The sequence below is a fragment of the Ideonella livida genome, assembly GCF_010499455.1.
Taxonomy (GTDB): Bacteria; Pseudomonadota; Gammaproteobacteria; order Burkholderiales; family Burkholderiaceae_C; genus Ideonella; species Ideonella livida.
The window spans coordinates 104,977-119,181 of sequence record NZ_JAAGOH010000016.1; the positions used below are offsets into that span (position 1 = coordinate 104,977).

Consider the following 14,205-nt stretch of genomic DNA (forward strand, 5'->3'; position numbering starts at 1 on the left):
GGAAGGTGGGGGGCGGGCCGGGGGCGCGTGGGCTCAGCCAGCCTCGCCGTTGACCCAGTCGCGCATGATGTTGGCCACGGCCACGGGGTTCTCCCGGGCCAGGCGGCGGGCCTGCTCCAGCAGGGTGTTCTCCTGCGGCGCCTCCAGCGCGGGCAGGCCCGAGGGCATGCCTTCGAGGGCGGGCGCGCCGCCCTCGGCGCCGGGCAGGGCGGCGCCTTCGTCGACCACGGCGTCCAGCAGCTGGGTGGCCTTCTCCTCCTCCTCTGGCGGCGGAGGCGGAGGGGGCGGGGCGAAGGCCTCCTTGAGGGTCGGGCGGATCACCCCGAACATCAGCACCAGCGCGCCCAGCAACACGGCCGCCGGCAGTGCCCCGGCCTTGAGCATCTCCAGGAACCAGGCCTGCTTCCACAGCGGCAGCTCGGGCTCGGGCTCGCCCTTGTCGGCCCGGAAGGGCACGTTGACCACCCGCACCGAGTCGCCGCGGTCGCGGCTGTAGCCCACCGCCTCCTGCACCAGGGCGGTCAGCTTGTCGAGCTCCTCTTGCGGCAGGGGCTGGGGCTGGGCGCCGGCCTTGCCCTTGGGGTCGGTGACCAGCCGGTGGTTGACCACGGCGGCCGCCGTGATCCGGCGGATCTGACCGGTGGCGTTGCGTACCACCCGCACCGTGCGGTCGAGCTCGAAGTTGGTGACGTTCTCGCGCTTGCTGCCTCCGCCCACGGTGGTGGTGGTCGAGGCGGTGAGCGGCGGGGCCGCGCCGTTGACGGGGGCGGTGGCCGGCACCGGGGGCTGGTTGGTGGCGGCACCGGGCACCCCGGTGGGCAGCTGCTGGCCCGGCCCGGCCGACTCCAAAATCTGCTGGCTGCGCACCGCGGACGTGGTGTTCTCCCCCTGGTTGGGCTTGTAGGCCTCGGAGGTGGCTTCGCTCTGCGAGAAGTCGATCTCGGCGGTGACGGTGGCGCGCACATTGTCCTTGCCCAGCACCGGCTCCAGGATGGCCTGCACCCGCTTGAGGTACTCGGCCTCGATCTCCCGCACGTACTTGAGCTGTTGCTCATCCAGGCTCTTGGCCTGGTCTTCGCCCGGGCCCGACAGCAGGTTGCCGTGGTGGTCCAGCACACTGACCGCCTTGGGGTTGAGCTCGGAGACGCTGGAGGACACCAGGTGGACGATGGCCGCGGTCTGGCCGCGGTCCAGGGTGCGCCCGGGCAGCATGGTGACCATGACGCTGGCGCTGGGCTTCTGCTGCTCCCGAAAGAAGCCGTTCTGCACCGGCAGGGCCAGGTGGACCCGTGCCTCCTCGATGCCGTCCAGGCGCATGATGGTGCGCACCAGCTCCCCTTCCAGGGCGCGCTGCAGGTTGCTGCGCTCCTGGCGATCGGTCTGGCCGAAGCGGGCGTTGTCGAGAATCTCGTTGCCGGGCAGGCCGGCCTTGGGCAGCCCGGCCGCGGCCAGCTTCATCTTCAGGTCGTACACCCGCTCGGCCGGCACCAGGATGGCGCCGCCGCCGTCGGTGTACTTGTAGGGCACGTTCTGCTGCGTGAGCTGGGCGATGACCGCCGCCTGGTCCTTCTCGTTGAGGTTGGCGTAGAGCACCTTCCACTCGCTGCGGTTGCTCCACAGCAGCACGCCCACCAGCAGGGCCAGCAGCAGGGCTACGCCCACGCCCAGCTTGATCTTGGCGGCCGGCGGCAGGGCGCGCAGCTTGTCCATGGCCGTGCGCGGGGGCTCGGGCGTGGCGGCGGCGGCGGGAGGCAGCTCGGGCGCGGCGGCGGGTACAGGCAGTGCTTCGGCGTCCATGGTCGGGGCGTTGTCTGGGCGGCACCGGGCGCACGCTTGCCCCGGAACTCCCCTCTGTGCGGCATTGTTGGGGCCCCCCTGCCACGGCCAATGCCCAAGTAGTGGACGATTGGCCGGGCACTTTGGCTCTTCGCGCCATGCAAGTGATCTCTAGGATCCCGGCCATTCCCCACCCTGGCGCTGGCGCGTGCGCCGTCCGGGTCGGGCCCGTCCCCCTGGGAGACCGCCATGGACCTCAAGCTCAAGCCGTTCGACTTCGCCCAGGCTGCCGCCCGCGCCGGCCTGGCGCCCGATGGCACGCCCTTGAAGAAGGTGGCGACGTCGGCCGAACCGGCCAATTTCCAGACGGCCATGAGCCAGGCCCTGAAGTCGGTGAGTACCCAGCAGAACGAGTCCCAGCGCCTGCAGCGCGAGGTGCAGCTGGGCAACCCGACGGTGAGCCTGGAGGAGACCATGGTGGCCATGCAGAAGAGCCAGATCGGCTTCCAGGCCGTGGTGTCGGTGCGCAACCGCATGGTGCAGGCTTACACCGAGATCATGAACATGCAGGTTTGAAGCCTGTGGCCACGGCCGCCGGACCGGCGCGCGGTGGTGGTGCGGGCGTGTGGTGAAACGGCCACGCGCCCCGGGAAGGCGCCGCGCGGCCCCCACCGCCGGGCGGTCAACTTGTAACAGATACCCGCTTGCAGGCTCAGCCGGGGAGCCTCGATACGCGTTTGCGCGATGGCCCGCGGCTGCGGGGCGCGACGGCCCTGGCGCACCACCTCGATGCGAACGCTCTTCACCGGATTCCGGATCGACCCTGACCGCCACCTGCGGAGCTCCCTGTGCCTCGTGTCACCCTTATGGGGGACTTCTGCGCCCGATGGAACTTTGCCCAGGATCAGAGTAGTTTCATCGGAATTTCATCTGTTTCGGGAATACGTCACAATGTATACAGACGGAGGCGTCGTGTCTGACATTGGACTGACACGAAAGGCCTGTTCAGGGTAAGGAAAAAGGGCGACAAAAGGCCCCATGGGGCGACCAGCGGTGCGCGGTTGCTCAAATGTCAACGTGTTTTGCTGCGCCCGTTGATTGCGCCCGCAACCAGTTGTGCCGTTTTGGCGCAATGCAAGGGTGGCGTCGCGTTTCCAGCGTACTTCCTCACCCCAAAGCACTTCAGACCCCATCGTGCAAGACCGTCCGGTGTGTTACAGAAAGATGCATGCAGTAACAAATCAAGGTGGTCATACTGTTTCTGACCATCAAGAGGGGATCTCTGCATGACCGCTTTACGGCTGCGTGCCGATGCCTTCGGGCATTTCGATCAGGAGGTGTTTCGGGTCTACCTCAACTACGTCGGCCGCAAGGCCGGCGTGGAGTGGACGTTGGTGCCCGACGGGCCGGCCGACCTGCTGCTGTGGGGCCAGGCCGATGTGCCGCAGGCCTGTGCCGCGCCCTATCGGCTGCTGGCCTGGGTGCTGGCGCCAGAACGGTCTGCCCCAGAGCAGGCCGGGATGCCGGCGTTGACCTTGCGCCGTCCGTTCCAGCTGGAGTCCTTCTCGGCCCTGCTGCGCGCGGCCGAGCGGCAGCTGCTGGCGCCTGTCCCGGTGTCTGCCCCCGAGGCGCCTGCGCAGGTGCCGGCGCGGCCGATTCCCCTGCCTAGCGCCCCGCCGAACACCCCGGGTACCGTGCCGCAGGGCGAGGCCTGTGCGGCAAGCCCCACCGCGGCGGCGCCGGCCCGGGCGGCCGGGCAAGGCCATGCCGTGCGGCTGGTCCGTTGGCCCGGGCGGTCCCTGCTGTCCATGCACCCCCGCTACCCGCGGCTTGCAGGCTTTCTCGCCGCCCGTCCGTTGGATGTGGAGCAACTGTCCCGCCTGGGGGGCGTGGACCTGGCCACCAGCCTGTCGTTCATCCGGACCCTGGCCCGGGAGAACCTGCTGACCGGTGGCGAAGGTTGGGCCACCGGCCCGACCGCGCCGGCCCTCAATCCCTTTGACGCCGTGGTGGAGCGTGCCACGGCGAGGCCGCTCAGCCCGGCCGGGTCGCCCGGCCCCTTGTCGCGGTCGCCTGCTGCCGCCACCCTGCGTCCGGCGGCGCCGCCGGTCAGCGGCCTGCTGGCTCGGCTGCGTACCCACCTGGGTTTGGCATGAGCGGCACGACCAGGTCGTGGCGCGGCGGGTCGCCAGGAAGCGGAAGTCACTGAGGGAGCACGGGCGATGGAGTTCAAGATCGTTTTCACCGGTCCCCCCGGGGCGGGCAAGACCACGGCCATTGCGGCCATCAGCGATGTGGCGCCGGTCAACACCGACGTGGCCAACCATGACCCGTCGCTGAACAAGGCCCAGACCACGGTGGGTTTGGACTTTGGCGTGCTGGCCCTGGGCGAGGGCGATCAGGTCCGCCTGTTTGGCACGCCAGGGCAGAGCCGCTTTGAGTTCATGTGGCGCATCCTGGCCCGCGATGCACTGGGCCTGGTGCTGCTGCTGGACAACAGCCGCCCGGATCCTGTGCAGGACCTCCTGGAGGTGCTGGACGGGCTGGGTGACGCCCTGGACGGGGTGGCCTGCGCCGTGGGGGTGGGTCGCACCGAGACCCACCCGTCGCCGGCGCTGGACGTGTTCATGGATGAGTTGCAACGCCGTGGCCGGGTGTATCCGGTGATGGCGGTGGATGTGCGCCAGCGCGAAGACGTGCTGCTGCTGCTCGATACCGTGCTGGCCCAAGCCGAGGCCAGCTGTTGGGAGGCGTGACGTGAACCTGGATCCTGACTTGCAGGCCGCCTGCGCACGCGCGGCGCAGGCGCTGCTGGACCGCCTGGAAGACGCGCGGGCGGTGGTGGTGGCCACCGAGGACGGCTTTGACGTGGCCTGTGCGGCCCGACAGGGCGTGGAGGCCGCGCGGCTGGCCGCCATGACCAGCTCGATCACCGCCATCGGTGAGGTGGCCAGCCGGGAGGCCGACATGGGCGCCGTCACCAGCTTTGTCGTGGACGCCCAGGCGGGCTACTTGGTGCTGAGGCCTTGCCGCCGGGGCGGTGTGCGGCTGGTGCTTGCGGCCTTGACCCACCGTCAGGTACTGCTCGGTCTCGTGCTGCATGCGGTGGCCGAGGCGGCCCGGGGGCTGGAGGCATGAAGGCCGCACAGATGGCGCAGGCGCTGCAGGCGCTGCTGGCCCAGGCGCCGGGCGTCCAGGGCTGTGCCCTGGTGGACGCCAGCAGCGGCCTGCTGTGGCACCGCGCGGGGGTCGATTTCGGACCGCACCTGGTTTGGGAGGCCGCGGTCGACTACTGGCGGCTGCAGGAACGGCTGCATGCCCACTTCGAGCCGCTGGGCGACCTGGGCGCCGCCACGCTGCACCACCGCGAAGGGGTGGTGGTGCTGCTGCCCTGCGTACCGGAGCACCACCTGCTGCTGGTGGCGGTGGCCCGCCACCGGGCGGTTGACTGGCGGCAATGGCAGCACCTGAGCGCCTCGCTGGCGCAGACGCTGCGGCTGGCGCTGCAAGGCTTGAGCGCTGAGCCGGCTCCCCAATCCTGAGTCGAGCCTGCGCCCTTACCCCTACAAAAGTCCGGCGGCACCAGGGGATGCCGGACCCGTAGACCCACACCCCCTGCGAGACTTCAAGAAGGACACGACATGGCCACAATCCGCCAAACCCTGGATGAACTGATGACCTGCGACGGCGCCATGTGCGCTGCGGTGGTCGATTCGGAGAGCGGCATGATGCTGGGCTCCACCGGCTCCGGCGTGGACCTGGAAGTGGCCGCGGCCGGCAACACCGAGGTGGTGCGCGCCAAGCTCAAGACCATGCGCCAGCTGGGCCTGAACGATGTGATCGAGGACATCCTGATCACCCTGGGCAAGCAGTACCACCTGATCCGCCCGTCCTCGCGCAAGGAAGGCACTTTCGTCTACTTCGTGCTGGACAAGGGCAAGAGCAACCTGGCCCTGGCCCGGCGCAAGCTGCAGGACGTGGACAAGAGCCTGACGTTCTGAGGCCGCAGGTCTGACGTCCCCCCTGCGCAGGGGGGGGCGGTCTGTGGCGCGGGGCAGGGCGTGACGCTCAATCCAGCGCCATCATGCGCCGGGTCTTCTGGGCCTGGTCGATGTAGCGCTGCAGGGCCCGCTGGGCCGGAGGTTGCAGGCCGAGGAGCTCGCAGCCCAGCCGGGCGTTCTCGCCACCGGGCTGGATGGCGGTGACATGGTGCACCACCAGGCACACATCGAGCTGCAGCCGGTCCTCCAGCATCATGCGGGCGCCGTTGATGCGCACGCCCGGCGGCACTGGGGGCATGGACAGCGGCAGCAGCAGCGCGCAGCCGCCGGCGCTCAGGTCCAGCATGCGCAGCTCCAGCAGCATGTCCGGCAGCTGCGGATGGCGGAAGCTGACCATGGGCGCCAGGTGGTGGAGCAGGCGCACGCGGTAGGCCGTGCGCCGCTGGAACCGGAAGACTTGTGGCGGCCGGGCGGCCTGCAGCACGCTGGCGCGCCCGCCATGCACCAGCATCAGCTCGGCCACGTCGAATTGCACCTTGACCTGGTCCAGGTAGCCGATGGCGGTGGCCTCTTCAGCCTCCACCAGCTGCTGCAGCTGTGGGGCCACCAGATCCGCCTGGAAGGCGATGCGGCCGCTGGGATGGTCCACGCTCCACAGGGTGGTCTGCAGGGCGGAGCCGTCGCTGCCGCTCAGGGTGACGGGCACGTTGCGGTCCATCAGGCTGCGCAGCAGCTCCTGCACCGCCGCAGGCTCGGTGATGCTGTACTCCGCGGACGCTGGGGCGGCAGGGCCGGCGCCGGTGGGCAGGGGGGCGGGAGGTTCGGCCAGCATGGTCGGCTTTGGATGGGCGTGCCTGCGTGCGTGGGGCGGAGGTGCCGGGAGGCGGGCGGGCAGCGCGTGAGGGGGCGCGGCGGCAGGGGCTGGGCCTGCGGGGTCAGTGCAGGGTCTTGGTCTTGCCGGCCATCATCCGGTCCAGGTCCTCCAGCCAGGGTTCGGCCAGGTGGCGGATCTCGGCGTCGTTGACGAGGATGCGCTGCATGATCACGGTCTTGGCCTTGGCCTCCTCGGCCGCCAGGGCCTCGGTCTGGGCGGCTTGGCGCAGCTGGGCAATCAGCACGGCGCAGGCGCCTTCAAGCTTGACCACCTCATCCCAGTGGCCGTTTCGGGCGGCGTCCAGCATGTCGGCGCTGGCGCGCTCGATGGCCTCGTAGTAGTTCAGCAGGCTGGTGCTCATGGCGGACATCCGGCGGAATCCGGGGGGAGCCCCGGAGGTGTGGGCGTTCATCGTGTGTAGGCGTCTGAGGACGTCGCAAAGGGTCAGCTGGGGCGGCGGGTGACGCGCGGACCGATGTCCTTCCAGGCTTGGCGCAGGGGTTCGACCAGTTGCAGGCATTCCTCCAGGATCTGGTCGTCGTTGCGCAAATTGGCCAGCGTCAGGCGCATGGTGAGGTAGTCGTAGAGGGCGCGCAGGTCGGCGGCCAGCCGGCCGCCCTCGCGCATGTTCAGGCCGGCCTTGAGGCCTTCCTCGACGATGCGGGCGGCGCGGCCGATGGCGCGCCCCTTCTGCTCGACCTGGCCGTTGCGCAGGGCGCCGCGGGCCAGCTGCAGCGCATCCACATAACCGTCAAAGAGCAGTTCGATGAGCTTGTGCGGGCTGGCGTCGTCCACAGCGGTCTCCAGACCGATGCGGCGGTAGGCGTGGGCCATGGCGCCGGGACGACCGTAGGCAGAGGACAGGGTGGAGCTGAACATCGTGCGTCTCTCGTGCTGTTGTGTTGATCCTTGCATGAGTTATCGACGCTGGCCGTCGGCAACTTGAGAAGGAGTTGGCGGCTGGACGGGGGCGTTTCCACGTTTGGGTCGGCTCGGCTTCTGGCAGGACTGGCACTGCCACCGTCGGCGCCGTGACGGGCCCTGGCGAGGCAGGGGGCCAGGAGCGGGTGCCGGGCAGGGGACGGAGTGGGCAGGGCAGGCTTCCTACCTACCTGCCTGCCTGCCTGCCAATCTACCTACCTGTCGTCAGCTGTTGTTGCTGTAGAGGCTGGAGAGCTGCTGGGTGACGTAGCTCGACAGCGAGGAGAGCTTGGCCATGGAGGTGTCCAGCGCCTGGTACTGGGCCCGCACCCGCTTTTCGGTGTCGGTCAGGCGGTCCTCCATCTGCGTGATGCGCTTCTCGTTGCGCTTGATCTGGGCATTGAGCCCATCCTCGCGCAGCTGCAGCAGGCCGGTGGTGGTGTCGTTGACCGCCTTGGCCAGGTCTCGGAAGCGGTCCATGAAGCCGGAGTTGGCGCTGCTGGTGCCGTCGGTGGCCAGCAGCTTGCGCAGCTCGGCCGGGTCCTCCAGGGCGGTGTCCAGCGCGCTGGTCTTGACGCTCAACGTGCCGTCCTGCTTCATCGTGATGCCGACCTCCGAGAGCCGGGACCACTCTGAGGAGGCGCTGCTGCCCTGGTTGATCACGCCACGCAATTGCCACTGCAGGGCGATGGTGGTGCGGTCGCCCTGCAGGGTGCCGCCGGTCTTGCTGGTGGCGTCGTACTTGGTCTGCTCGCGGATGTAATTGGCCAGGTCGTTGTAGGCGGTGACGAACTCCTTGACCGCGGTGCGGATGGCTTCCTTGTCGTCGGCGACGCTGACTTCCACCGCGGAAGTCGACACCTTGCCCACGGTCAACGACAGGCCATCGGCCACATCGGTGAAGGTGTTGCTGGTCGACTCCACAGAGATGCCGTTGATGGTGGCCCGTGCGTTGGCCGCCAGCTGGTTGAGCGTGGTGGGGTTGTCCACCGCGGCGCGGTCAAAACCCAGCGAGGACAGGCCGGTGTCCACGTCACCGTCGTCGGTGGTCTCGGTGGCGGTGATCTTGAAGCCGTTCTCCGCCCCGGTCTCGGCCGAACGCAGCGACAGCCGCGCGCCGTTGGCGTCGTTGACGATGGTGGCCTTGATGCCTGCGCCCGCGGCGTTGATCTTGTCGCGGATGGCCGCCAGGCTGGTCTCGCCGGCGCCGATGTTCACGGTGACGGGCGTGGCGCCGCTCTTGGCGCTGAAGCTGGTGCCGCTCCAGGCGCCCAGGGTGATCGTCAGGCTGCCTTCATTGAGCGTGCTGGCGGCGCTGGGCATCGCCTGGCTGGCGGTCACCGTCTGCGCAGCGGCCATCTGCTGGACGCTCATGCTGTAGCTGCCGCCGGCGGCTGAGCCGCTGGCGCTGCCGGTGACCACCGTCTCGTCGGCGGACTTGAAGGCCTTGGTGTTCCACAGGCCGATGCCGGTGATGGCTTCGGACTTGGTCTTCAAGGCGTCGACATAACTCTGCAGCTTGCCCACGGCGGAGACCTGGGTGCTGAGGGTCTTGTTCTCGCTGGTGATCAGGTCGATGGGCCTGCGCTCCACCGACATCAGGCTGGAGATGATGGATTCGGCATCGAGGCCGGAGCCGATGCCCAGGGAACTGATCGAGGCCATGCGCGGGCTCCTCAGACGATGGATCTGTCCGGCATATCGGCCTGCAGGCGCCGGGACTTGAAAGTCGGCGCCGCGGCGGCCGTGGCAGGCCTGCGGCCCTCAGGACCGGGCGGTCTCCACGGCGGGGCCGCTTTCAGCCCTGCAGCAGCTGCATCACCTGCTGCGGCAGCTGGTTGGCCTGGGCCACCATGGCGGTGCCAGCCTGCTGCAGGATCTGGGTGCGGCTCATGTTGGAGGTCTCCACCGCGAAGTCCGCATCCATGATGCGGCTGCGGGCAGCCGACTGGTTCTCCACCGACACCTGCAGATTGGAGATGATCGCGTCGAAGCGGCTCTGGTTGGCGCCGAAGGTGGCGCGCAGGTCGTTGACCGAGTCGATCGCCGTGTCGATGTTGTCGATCACGGTGGCGATGGCGCCGATGGTGGCGTTTTGGTCGATGGAGGCGCCGGTGGTGGAGGTCACCGTGGTGATGTCGGTCGCCTGCTTCATGTTCACCGTGATGACATGCACCTCGTCGTCGAACGTGGTGTTGGCCCCGATCTGGAACGTCATGTCCGTCGCGTCGGTGTACAGGATGTGCTTGCCGTTGAAGGTCGTGCCACCCAGCACCCGGTCGATTTCCTCCTGCAGCTCACGGAACTCCTTGTTCAGGGAGTCCTTGTCGGAGCTGCTGTTGGAGGCGTTGCGGCTCTGCACCGCCAGCTCGCGCATGCGCTGCAGGGCATCGCTGACCTTGGCGAGCGCGCCTTCGGCCGTCTGGGCCAGCGAGATCCCGTCGTTGGCATTGCGGATGGCCACGTTCATGCCGCGCACCTGCGCGTTCATGCGCTCGGCGATGGCCAGCCCCGCGGCATCGTCCTTGGCCGAGTTGACCCGCAGGCCTGAGGACAGGCGCTGCATGGAGGTGGTCAGCGAGGCTTGCGAAGCGTTCAGATTGCGCTGCGCGTTGAGCGACGCCAAGTTGGTGTTGATGGTCTGCGGCATGCGAACACTCCTCAAGAATCGCCAAGAGGCCTGCCGGGCCGGGTCTTGAGCGGAAGGTCGTCACGCCCTGACTGCTTGGGTGACGATGGCCTCATTCTGGAAGTGCGCCCTGTGGGCCAAAGCCGTGAAATGCAAGCACTTGGCTGCACATTTCGGACAGGTGCGGATGGTGCCCCCAAAAGCAGAAGAGGCGGGACCTGCCCGCCTCTTCCGTATCGTCTCGGGTGCCCGCCACACGCAGGCGGCGGGCATCGCGGCCGGGGCCGCGACGCGCCGACCCGGCCTCATCCCAGCAACTGCAGCACCTGCTGCGGCAGTTGGTTGGCCTGGGCCACCATGGCGGTGCCGGCCTGCTGCAGGATCTGGGTGCGGCTCATGTTGGCGGTCTCCGTCGCGAAGTCCGCGTCCATGATGCGTCCCCGCGCGGCCGACTGGTTTTCCACCGAGACGTTGAGGTTGGCGATGATCGAGTCAAAGCGGCTCTGCGTCGCACCGAAGGTGGCCCGCTCGTCGTTGATCGTGTCGATGGCGGTGTCGATGTTGTCAATCACCGTGGCGATGGCGCCGGCGGTGGCCGTCGAGTCGATCGTGGCCATGGTGCTGCTGGTCACCGCGGTGATGTCGGTGTGCGTGGTCATGTTCTGGGTCGTCACCGTCACCACGTCGTCCGAGGTGGTGTTGGCGCCGATCTGGAAGGTCATGGCCGTGGCGTCGGTGCCCAGCATGTGCTTGCCGTTGAAGGCGGTGCCGCCCAGCACGCGCTGGATCTCCTTCTGCAGTTCGCCGAACTCCTTGTTCAGCGAATCCTTGTCGGAGGTGGAGTTCGTCGCGTTGCGGCTCTGCACCGCCAACTCACGCATGCGCTGCAGGGCGTCACCGACCTTGGACAGCGCCCCCTCGGCGGTCTGCGCCATGGAGATGCCGTCATTGGCGTTGCGGATGGCCACGTTCATGCCGCGCACCTGGGCGTTCATGCGCTCGGCGATGGCCAGGCCGGCCGCATCGTCCTTGGCCGAGTTGATCCGCAGACCCGAAGACAGGCGCTGCATGGACGTGGCCAGCGAGCTCTGCGAAGACCCCAGGTTGCGCTGCGCATTCAGCGACGACAGATTGGTGTTGATGGTTTGAGCCATGTTGATACTCCTACTCGATTCTCCAAAAGCCTCCGGTTAAGCACCGGCACCGTCCTTCACGTCCAGCACCAGGTGCTCCTCCGGTCGGGAAGCGCCTTGCGGTTGAAGGCGTTGCCTGACCCTTGGCCATCTCACCGGACCTCGGGACCTGCGGTTGCAAGACCCGATGCCTGGGCTATCGGAAAGGCCGCGGAAGAACTTGAGAAGAGATTGGCCGCCGTTTGCCGGCCAGATCCGCCCAGGCGACACCCGGCCTGCGCGGTGGCGGCTCAATCGGCAGGAGAGCCCGCCGCTTTTCCGGGGACCGGTGGACCCGGTCCCCGCGGCCCGGCGGGTTGCCGCCAGGCGGAGAGGTTCAGGCGGGCGTCATCGAAGAAGCGACAGGACGGTCTGGGGCAGCTGATTGGCCTGGGCCACCATGGCGGTGCCGGCCTGCTGCAGGATCTGCGCGCGGCTGAGGTTGGCCGTCTCCTGCGCGAAGTCCGCGTCCATGATCCGGCCCCGCGCCGCGCTCTGCGCCTCCACCCCTGTCTGCAGGCTGGAGATGATGGCCTCGAAGCGGCTCTGGGAGGCGCCGAAGGTCGCACGCTCGTCGTTGATCGTGTCAATGGCCGCATCGATGTCGTCGATCACGTCGGCGATGGCCCCTGCCGTGGCGTTGGAGTCGATGCTCGCGCTGCTGGTCACCGCCGTGATGTCGGTGGCGCTGGTCATGTTGGAGGTGGTGATGGTCACCACGTCGTCACCCGTGGTGTTGGCACCCACCTGGAACGTCATGGACGTGGCGTCCGAGCCCAGCATGTGCCGGCCGTTGAAGCTGGTGCCTCCCAGGATGCGCCCGATCTCCGACTGCAGCTCCTGGAACTCCTTGTTCAGCGAGTCCTTGTCCGAGGTGGAGTTGGTGGCGTTGCGGCTCTGCACCGCCAGCTCGCGCATGCGCTGCAGCGCGTCGCCCACCTTGGACAGCGCGCCCTCGGCCGTCTGCGCCAGCGAGATGCCGTCGTTGGCGTTGCGGATGGCCACGTTCATGCCGCGCACCTGCGCGTTCATGCGCTCGGCAATGGCCAGGCCGGCCGCATCGTCCTTGGCCGAGCTGATGCGCAACCCGGAGGACAGGCGCTGCATCGTGGTGGCCAGGGAGTTCTGCGAGCCGTTCAGATTGCGCTGCGCATTGAGTGAAATGACATTGGTGTTGATGGTCTGGCTCATTGCCTGCTCCTACGCGGGTCATCCATCCAGGGCCAACAGGCCCCCGACAGGCCGCCCCGCCACCACTTCCATGCGGGGAGAGAGGGGCCTTGGATTCCCTTTCGGCAGATCGATCGCCAGACTTGAGGGTCTTTTCACCCTCTTTTCAATCGATTGAAAAAAGCGTCCTGACCAGGTCGCAGGTCGGCCGCCCACCCCAGGGTTGCCTGCGGTGGGCCGGTGGGGCCGGGGGCCCTGCAGCAGCGGGCATCGCGCCAACTGGCGGGCCCACAGCGGGCTTATCGGAGCTTTCGCACCGGCCTGCAGCCCTAAAGATTTCGCCATGAATGCCACCGTCCACCCCGCCCGCCAGGGCCTGCGCCGCGTTGCCCTGGTCATGATCGTGCGCGACGAGGCTTTGCGCATCCAGGCCGCCCTGGCCAGCGCGCTGCCGTGGGTGGACGACGCCCTGGTCCTCGACACCGGCTCCCAGGATGACACCGTGGCCTTGGCACGGGCTGCCGGCGCCCGCGTGGAGCAGACGCGCTGGCGCAATGACTTCGCGGCTGCCCGCAACCAGGCCCTGGCCCTGGCCGGCGCCGACTGGCACCTGGTGCTGGACGCGGATGAACTGCTGGTCCAAGGCGGAGAGGCCGTGGCGGCCCTGCGCCAATTCGAGCCCACCTTCGTCGGCAGCCTGCGTGTGGACAGTCGCCAGGGCCTGGGCGCCCAGAGCAGCCTGGCACCGAGCTGGATCAGCCGGGTGCTGCCCGGCCACCTGCGCTACAGCGGTCGCATCCATGAACAGGTCCGCCACCAGCTGCCGGTGCGCCGCCTGCCGGTGCGCCTGCACCACAGTGGCTACAGCGAGGCGGCCCTGGCCGGCAAGGCCGGACGCAACGCGGCGCTGCTGCGGGCGGCCCTGCACGAGTCACCCCAGGATGCCTACCTGTGGTACCAGCTGGGCAAGGACCATGATGTGTATGCCCGCTACCGCGAGGCCGTGGCCAGCTTCGACCACGCGGAGGGCCTGCTGCGTGAGCAGCCGCTGCAGTTTCCCGCCTGGCTGCATGACCTGACCGTGCGCCGACTGCATGCCCTCAAGTGCGTGGGCGAGCATGAACGGGCCATCTTGCTGGCCGAAGCCGGCTTGCCCGTCTGGAAGGAGTCGCCCGACTTCTTCTTCACCCTGGGTGACGTGATGCTGGACTGGGCCGCCCGCGAGCCGCGACGCGCTGCGCAGCTGCTGCCCATGATCGAGAACGCCTGGGAGCGCTGCCTGGCCCTGGGCGAGCGGCCGGACCTGGAAGGGGCCGTGCTGGGCCGTGGCAGCCACCTGGCGGCCCACAACCTGGCGGTGCTGCGGGAGCAACTGCCGCCGGGCGTTGGCCTCTCCCAACTGGGTTGAGGACTGGCCAGCGTTGCCTTGAACACCGTGGTTTGCGCAGGCGACCCGCAGCAATGTCCCTGTGCCGGGCTTGTCGCGGAGATCTGCGCCGGATGGCCCACGGTGAGTGCATGGTCTAGGCCCAACCGGCTCTGTTGCACAAAGCGAGCGGGAGCGTGCTCGTAGACTGACGCCGTGAGCGAAGCGAAGAAGAAGCGGACGAAGTACCGCACGACGAACTGGAAGGTCTACAACGCGGCGCTGAAGGCGCGAGG

General features: G+C 68.5%; 15 protein-coding genes. 7 read left to right on the forward strand and 8 right to left on the reverse strand.

What is annotated here, in order from left to right; translation table 11 throughout:
* Window positions 1–33: 33 nt before the first annotated feature.
* Entirely contained in the window at window positions 34–1,797 is a 1,764-nt protein-coding gene (gene fliF / locus G3A44_RS14165) for a flagellar basal-body MS-ring/collar protein FliF (protein ID WP_163458178.1), read from the reverse strand.
* A 228-nt stretch (window positions 1,798–2,025) separates the two neighbouring features.
* Between fliF and fliE the strand changes: the two genes are divergently transcribed.
* The 6 genes from fliE to G3A44_RS14195 all read left to right on the forward strand — a co-directional run bounded on the left by fliE (window position 2,026) and on the right by G3A44_RS14195 (window position 5,777).
* Window positions 2,026–2,352, forward strand: a complete 327-nt coding sequence (gene fliE, locus G3A44_RS14170; RefSeq protein WP_163458179.1) for a flagellar hook-basal body complex protein FliE — start codon at window positions 2,026–2,028, stop codon at window positions 2,350–2,352.
* A gap of 710 nt (window positions 2,353–3,062) precedes the next feature.
* On the forward strand, window positions 3,063–3,932 hold the full coding sequence (locus G3A44_RS14175) for a hypothetical protein (RefSeq protein WP_163458180.1): 870 nt from the start codon (window positions 3,063–3,065) through the stop codon (window positions 3,930–3,932).
* A 66-nt stretch (window positions 3,933–3,998) separates the two neighbouring features.
* Complete coding sequence (locus G3A44_RS14180) at window positions 3,999–4,532, forward strand: GTP-binding protein (RefSeq protein WP_163458181.1); 534 nt, start codon at window positions 3,999–4,001, stop codon at window positions 4,530–4,532.
* 1 nt (window position 4,533) lies between these two features.
* Window positions 4,534–4,914: a roadblock/LC7 domain-containing protein gene (locus G3A44_RS14185; RefSeq protein ID WP_310734378.1), complete on the forward strand. Its 381-nt coding sequence runs from the start codon at window positions 4,534–4,536 to the stop codon at window positions 4,912–4,914.
* Window positions 4,911–5,318, forward strand: a complete 408-nt coding sequence (locus tag G3A44_RS14190) for a hypothetical protein (RefSeq protein ID WP_163458183.1) — start codon at window positions 4,911–4,913, stop codon at window positions 5,316–5,318. The genes G3A44_RS14185 and G3A44_RS14190 overlap by 4 nt, the downstream gene beginning before the upstream one ends.
* A gap of 99 nt (window positions 5,319–5,417) precedes the next feature.
* The gene (locus G3A44_RS14195; RefSeq protein ID WP_163458184.1) at window positions 5,418–5,777 is read left to right on the forward strand and encodes an ATP-binding protein; all 360 of its coding nucleotides are present in this window, start codon (window positions 5,418–5,420) and stop codon (window positions 5,775–5,777) included.
* A 67-nt stretch (window positions 5,778–5,844) separates the two neighbouring features.
* Here the strand turns inward: G3A44_RS14195 and G3A44_RS14200 are convergent, their stop codons facing one another.
* The 7 genes from G3A44_RS14200 to G3A44_RS14230 all read right to left on the reverse strand — a co-directional run bounded on the left by G3A44_RS14200 (window position 5,845) and on the right by G3A44_RS14230 (window position 12,564).
* Entirely contained in the window at window positions 5,845–6,609 is a 765-nt protein-coding gene (locus tag G3A44_RS14200) for a flagellar brake protein (protein WP_163458185.1), read from the reverse strand.
* Between the two features lie 103 nt (window positions 6,610–6,712).
* Window positions 6,713–7,012: a flagellar protein FliT gene (locus tag G3A44_RS14205; protein WP_163458186.1), complete on the reverse strand. Its 300-nt coding sequence runs from the start codon at window positions 7,010–7,012 to the stop codon at window positions 6,713–6,715.
* Between the two features lie 83 nt (window positions 7,013–7,095).
* Entirely contained in the window at window positions 7,096–7,530 is a 435-nt protein-coding gene (gene fliS / locus G3A44_RS14210; RefSeq protein ID WP_163458187.1) for a flagellar export chaperone FliS, read from the reverse strand.
* A gap of 267 nt (window positions 7,531–7,797) precedes the next feature.
* Window positions 7,798–9,237 carry a flagellar filament capping protein FliD gene (gene fliD, locus G3A44_RS14215; RefSeq protein ID WP_163458188.1) on the reverse strand — a complete coding sequence of 480 codons (1,440 nt, stop codon included), beginning with the start codon at window positions 9,235–9,237 and terminating at the stop codon, window positions 7,798–7,800.
* Window positions 9,238–9,370: 133 nt separating this feature from the next.
* On the reverse strand, window positions 9,371–10,222 hold the full coding sequence (locus tag G3A44_RS14220; RefSeq protein WP_163458189.1) for a flagellin N-terminal helical domain-containing protein: 852 nt from the start codon (window positions 10,220–10,222) through the stop codon (window positions 9,371–9,373).
* 284 nt (window positions 10,223–10,506) lie between these two features.
* Window positions 10,507–11,355 (reverse strand): flagellin domain-containing protein, encoded by an 849-nt coding sequence (locus G3A44_RS14225; protein ID WP_163458190.1) that lies wholly within the window; start codon window positions 11,353–11,355, stop codon window positions 10,507–10,509.
* A gap of 366 nt (window positions 11,356–11,721) precedes the next feature.
* Window positions 11,722–12,564 (reverse strand): flagellin N-terminal helical domain-containing protein, encoded by an 843-nt coding sequence (locus G3A44_RS14230; RefSeq protein ID WP_163458191.1) that lies wholly within the window; start codon window positions 12,562–12,564, stop codon window positions 11,722–11,724.
* Window positions 12,565–12,886: 322 nt separating this feature from the next.
* Here G3A44_RS14230 and G3A44_RS14235 point away from each other — a divergent pair, with 322 nt between their 5' ends.
* A complete protein-coding gene (locus G3A44_RS14235; RefSeq protein WP_163458192.1) occupies window positions 12,887–13,951 on the forward strand; it encodes a glycosyltransferase family 2 protein in 1,065 nt (354 codons plus the stop codon).
* The last annotated feature ends 254 nt before the right edge of the window (window positions 13,952–14,205 follow it).

Coding starts and splice junctions, on each gene's coding strand:
- G3A44_RS14190 (WP_163458183.1), top strand. CDS start 4,911: ATGAAGGCCGCACAGATGGCGCAGGCGCTGCAGGCGCTGCTGGCCCAG.
- G3A44_RS14175 (WP_163458180.1), top strand. CDS start 3,063: ATGACCGCTTTACGGCTGCGTGCCGATGCCTTCGGGCATTTCGATCAG.
- fliS (WP_163458187.1), bottom strand. CDS start 7,530: ATGTTCAGCTCCACCCTGTCCTCTGCCTACGGTCGTCCCGGCGCCATG.
- G3A44_RS14220 (WP_163458189.1), bottom strand. CDS start 10,222: ATGCCGCAGACCATCAACACCAACTTGGCGTCGCTCAACGCGCAGCGC.
- G3A44_RS14225 (WP_163458190.1), bottom strand. CDS start 11,355: ATGGCTCAAACCATCAACACCAATCTGTCGTCGCTGAATGCGCAGCGC.
- fliF (WP_163458178.1), bottom strand. CDS start 1,797: ATGGACGCCGAAGCACTGCCTGTACCCGCCGCCGCGCCCGAGCTGCCT.
- G3A44_RS14180 (WP_163458181.1), top strand. CDS start 3,999: ATGGAGTTCAAGATCGTTTTCACCGGTCCCCCCGGGGCGGGCAAGACC.
- fliE (WP_163458179.1), top strand. CDS start 2,026: ATGGACCTCAAGCTCAAGCCGTTCGACTTCGCCCAGGCTGCCGCCCGC.
- G3A44_RS14200 (WP_163458185.1), bottom strand. CDS start 6,609: ATGCTGGCCGAACCTCCCGCCCCCCTGCCCACCGGCGCCGGCCCTGCC.
- G3A44_RS14205 (WP_163458186.1), bottom strand. CDS start 7,012: ATGAGCACCAGCCTGCTGAACTACTACGAGGCCATCGAGCGCGCCAGC.
- G3A44_RS14195 (WP_163458184.1), top strand. CDS start 5,418: ATGGCCACAATCCGCCAAACCCTGGATGAACTGATGACCTGCGACGGC.
- G3A44_RS14235 (WP_163458192.1), top strand. CDS start 12,887: ATGAATGCCACCGTCCACCCCGCCCGCCAGGGCCTGCGCCGCGTTGCC.
- fliD (WP_163458188.1), bottom strand. CDS start 9,237: ATGGCCTCGATCAGTTCCCTGGGCATCGGCTCCGGCCTCGATGCCGAA.
- G3A44_RS14230 (WP_163458191.1), bottom strand. CDS start 12,564: ATGAGCCAGACCATCAACACCAATGTCATTTCACTCAATGCGCAGCGC.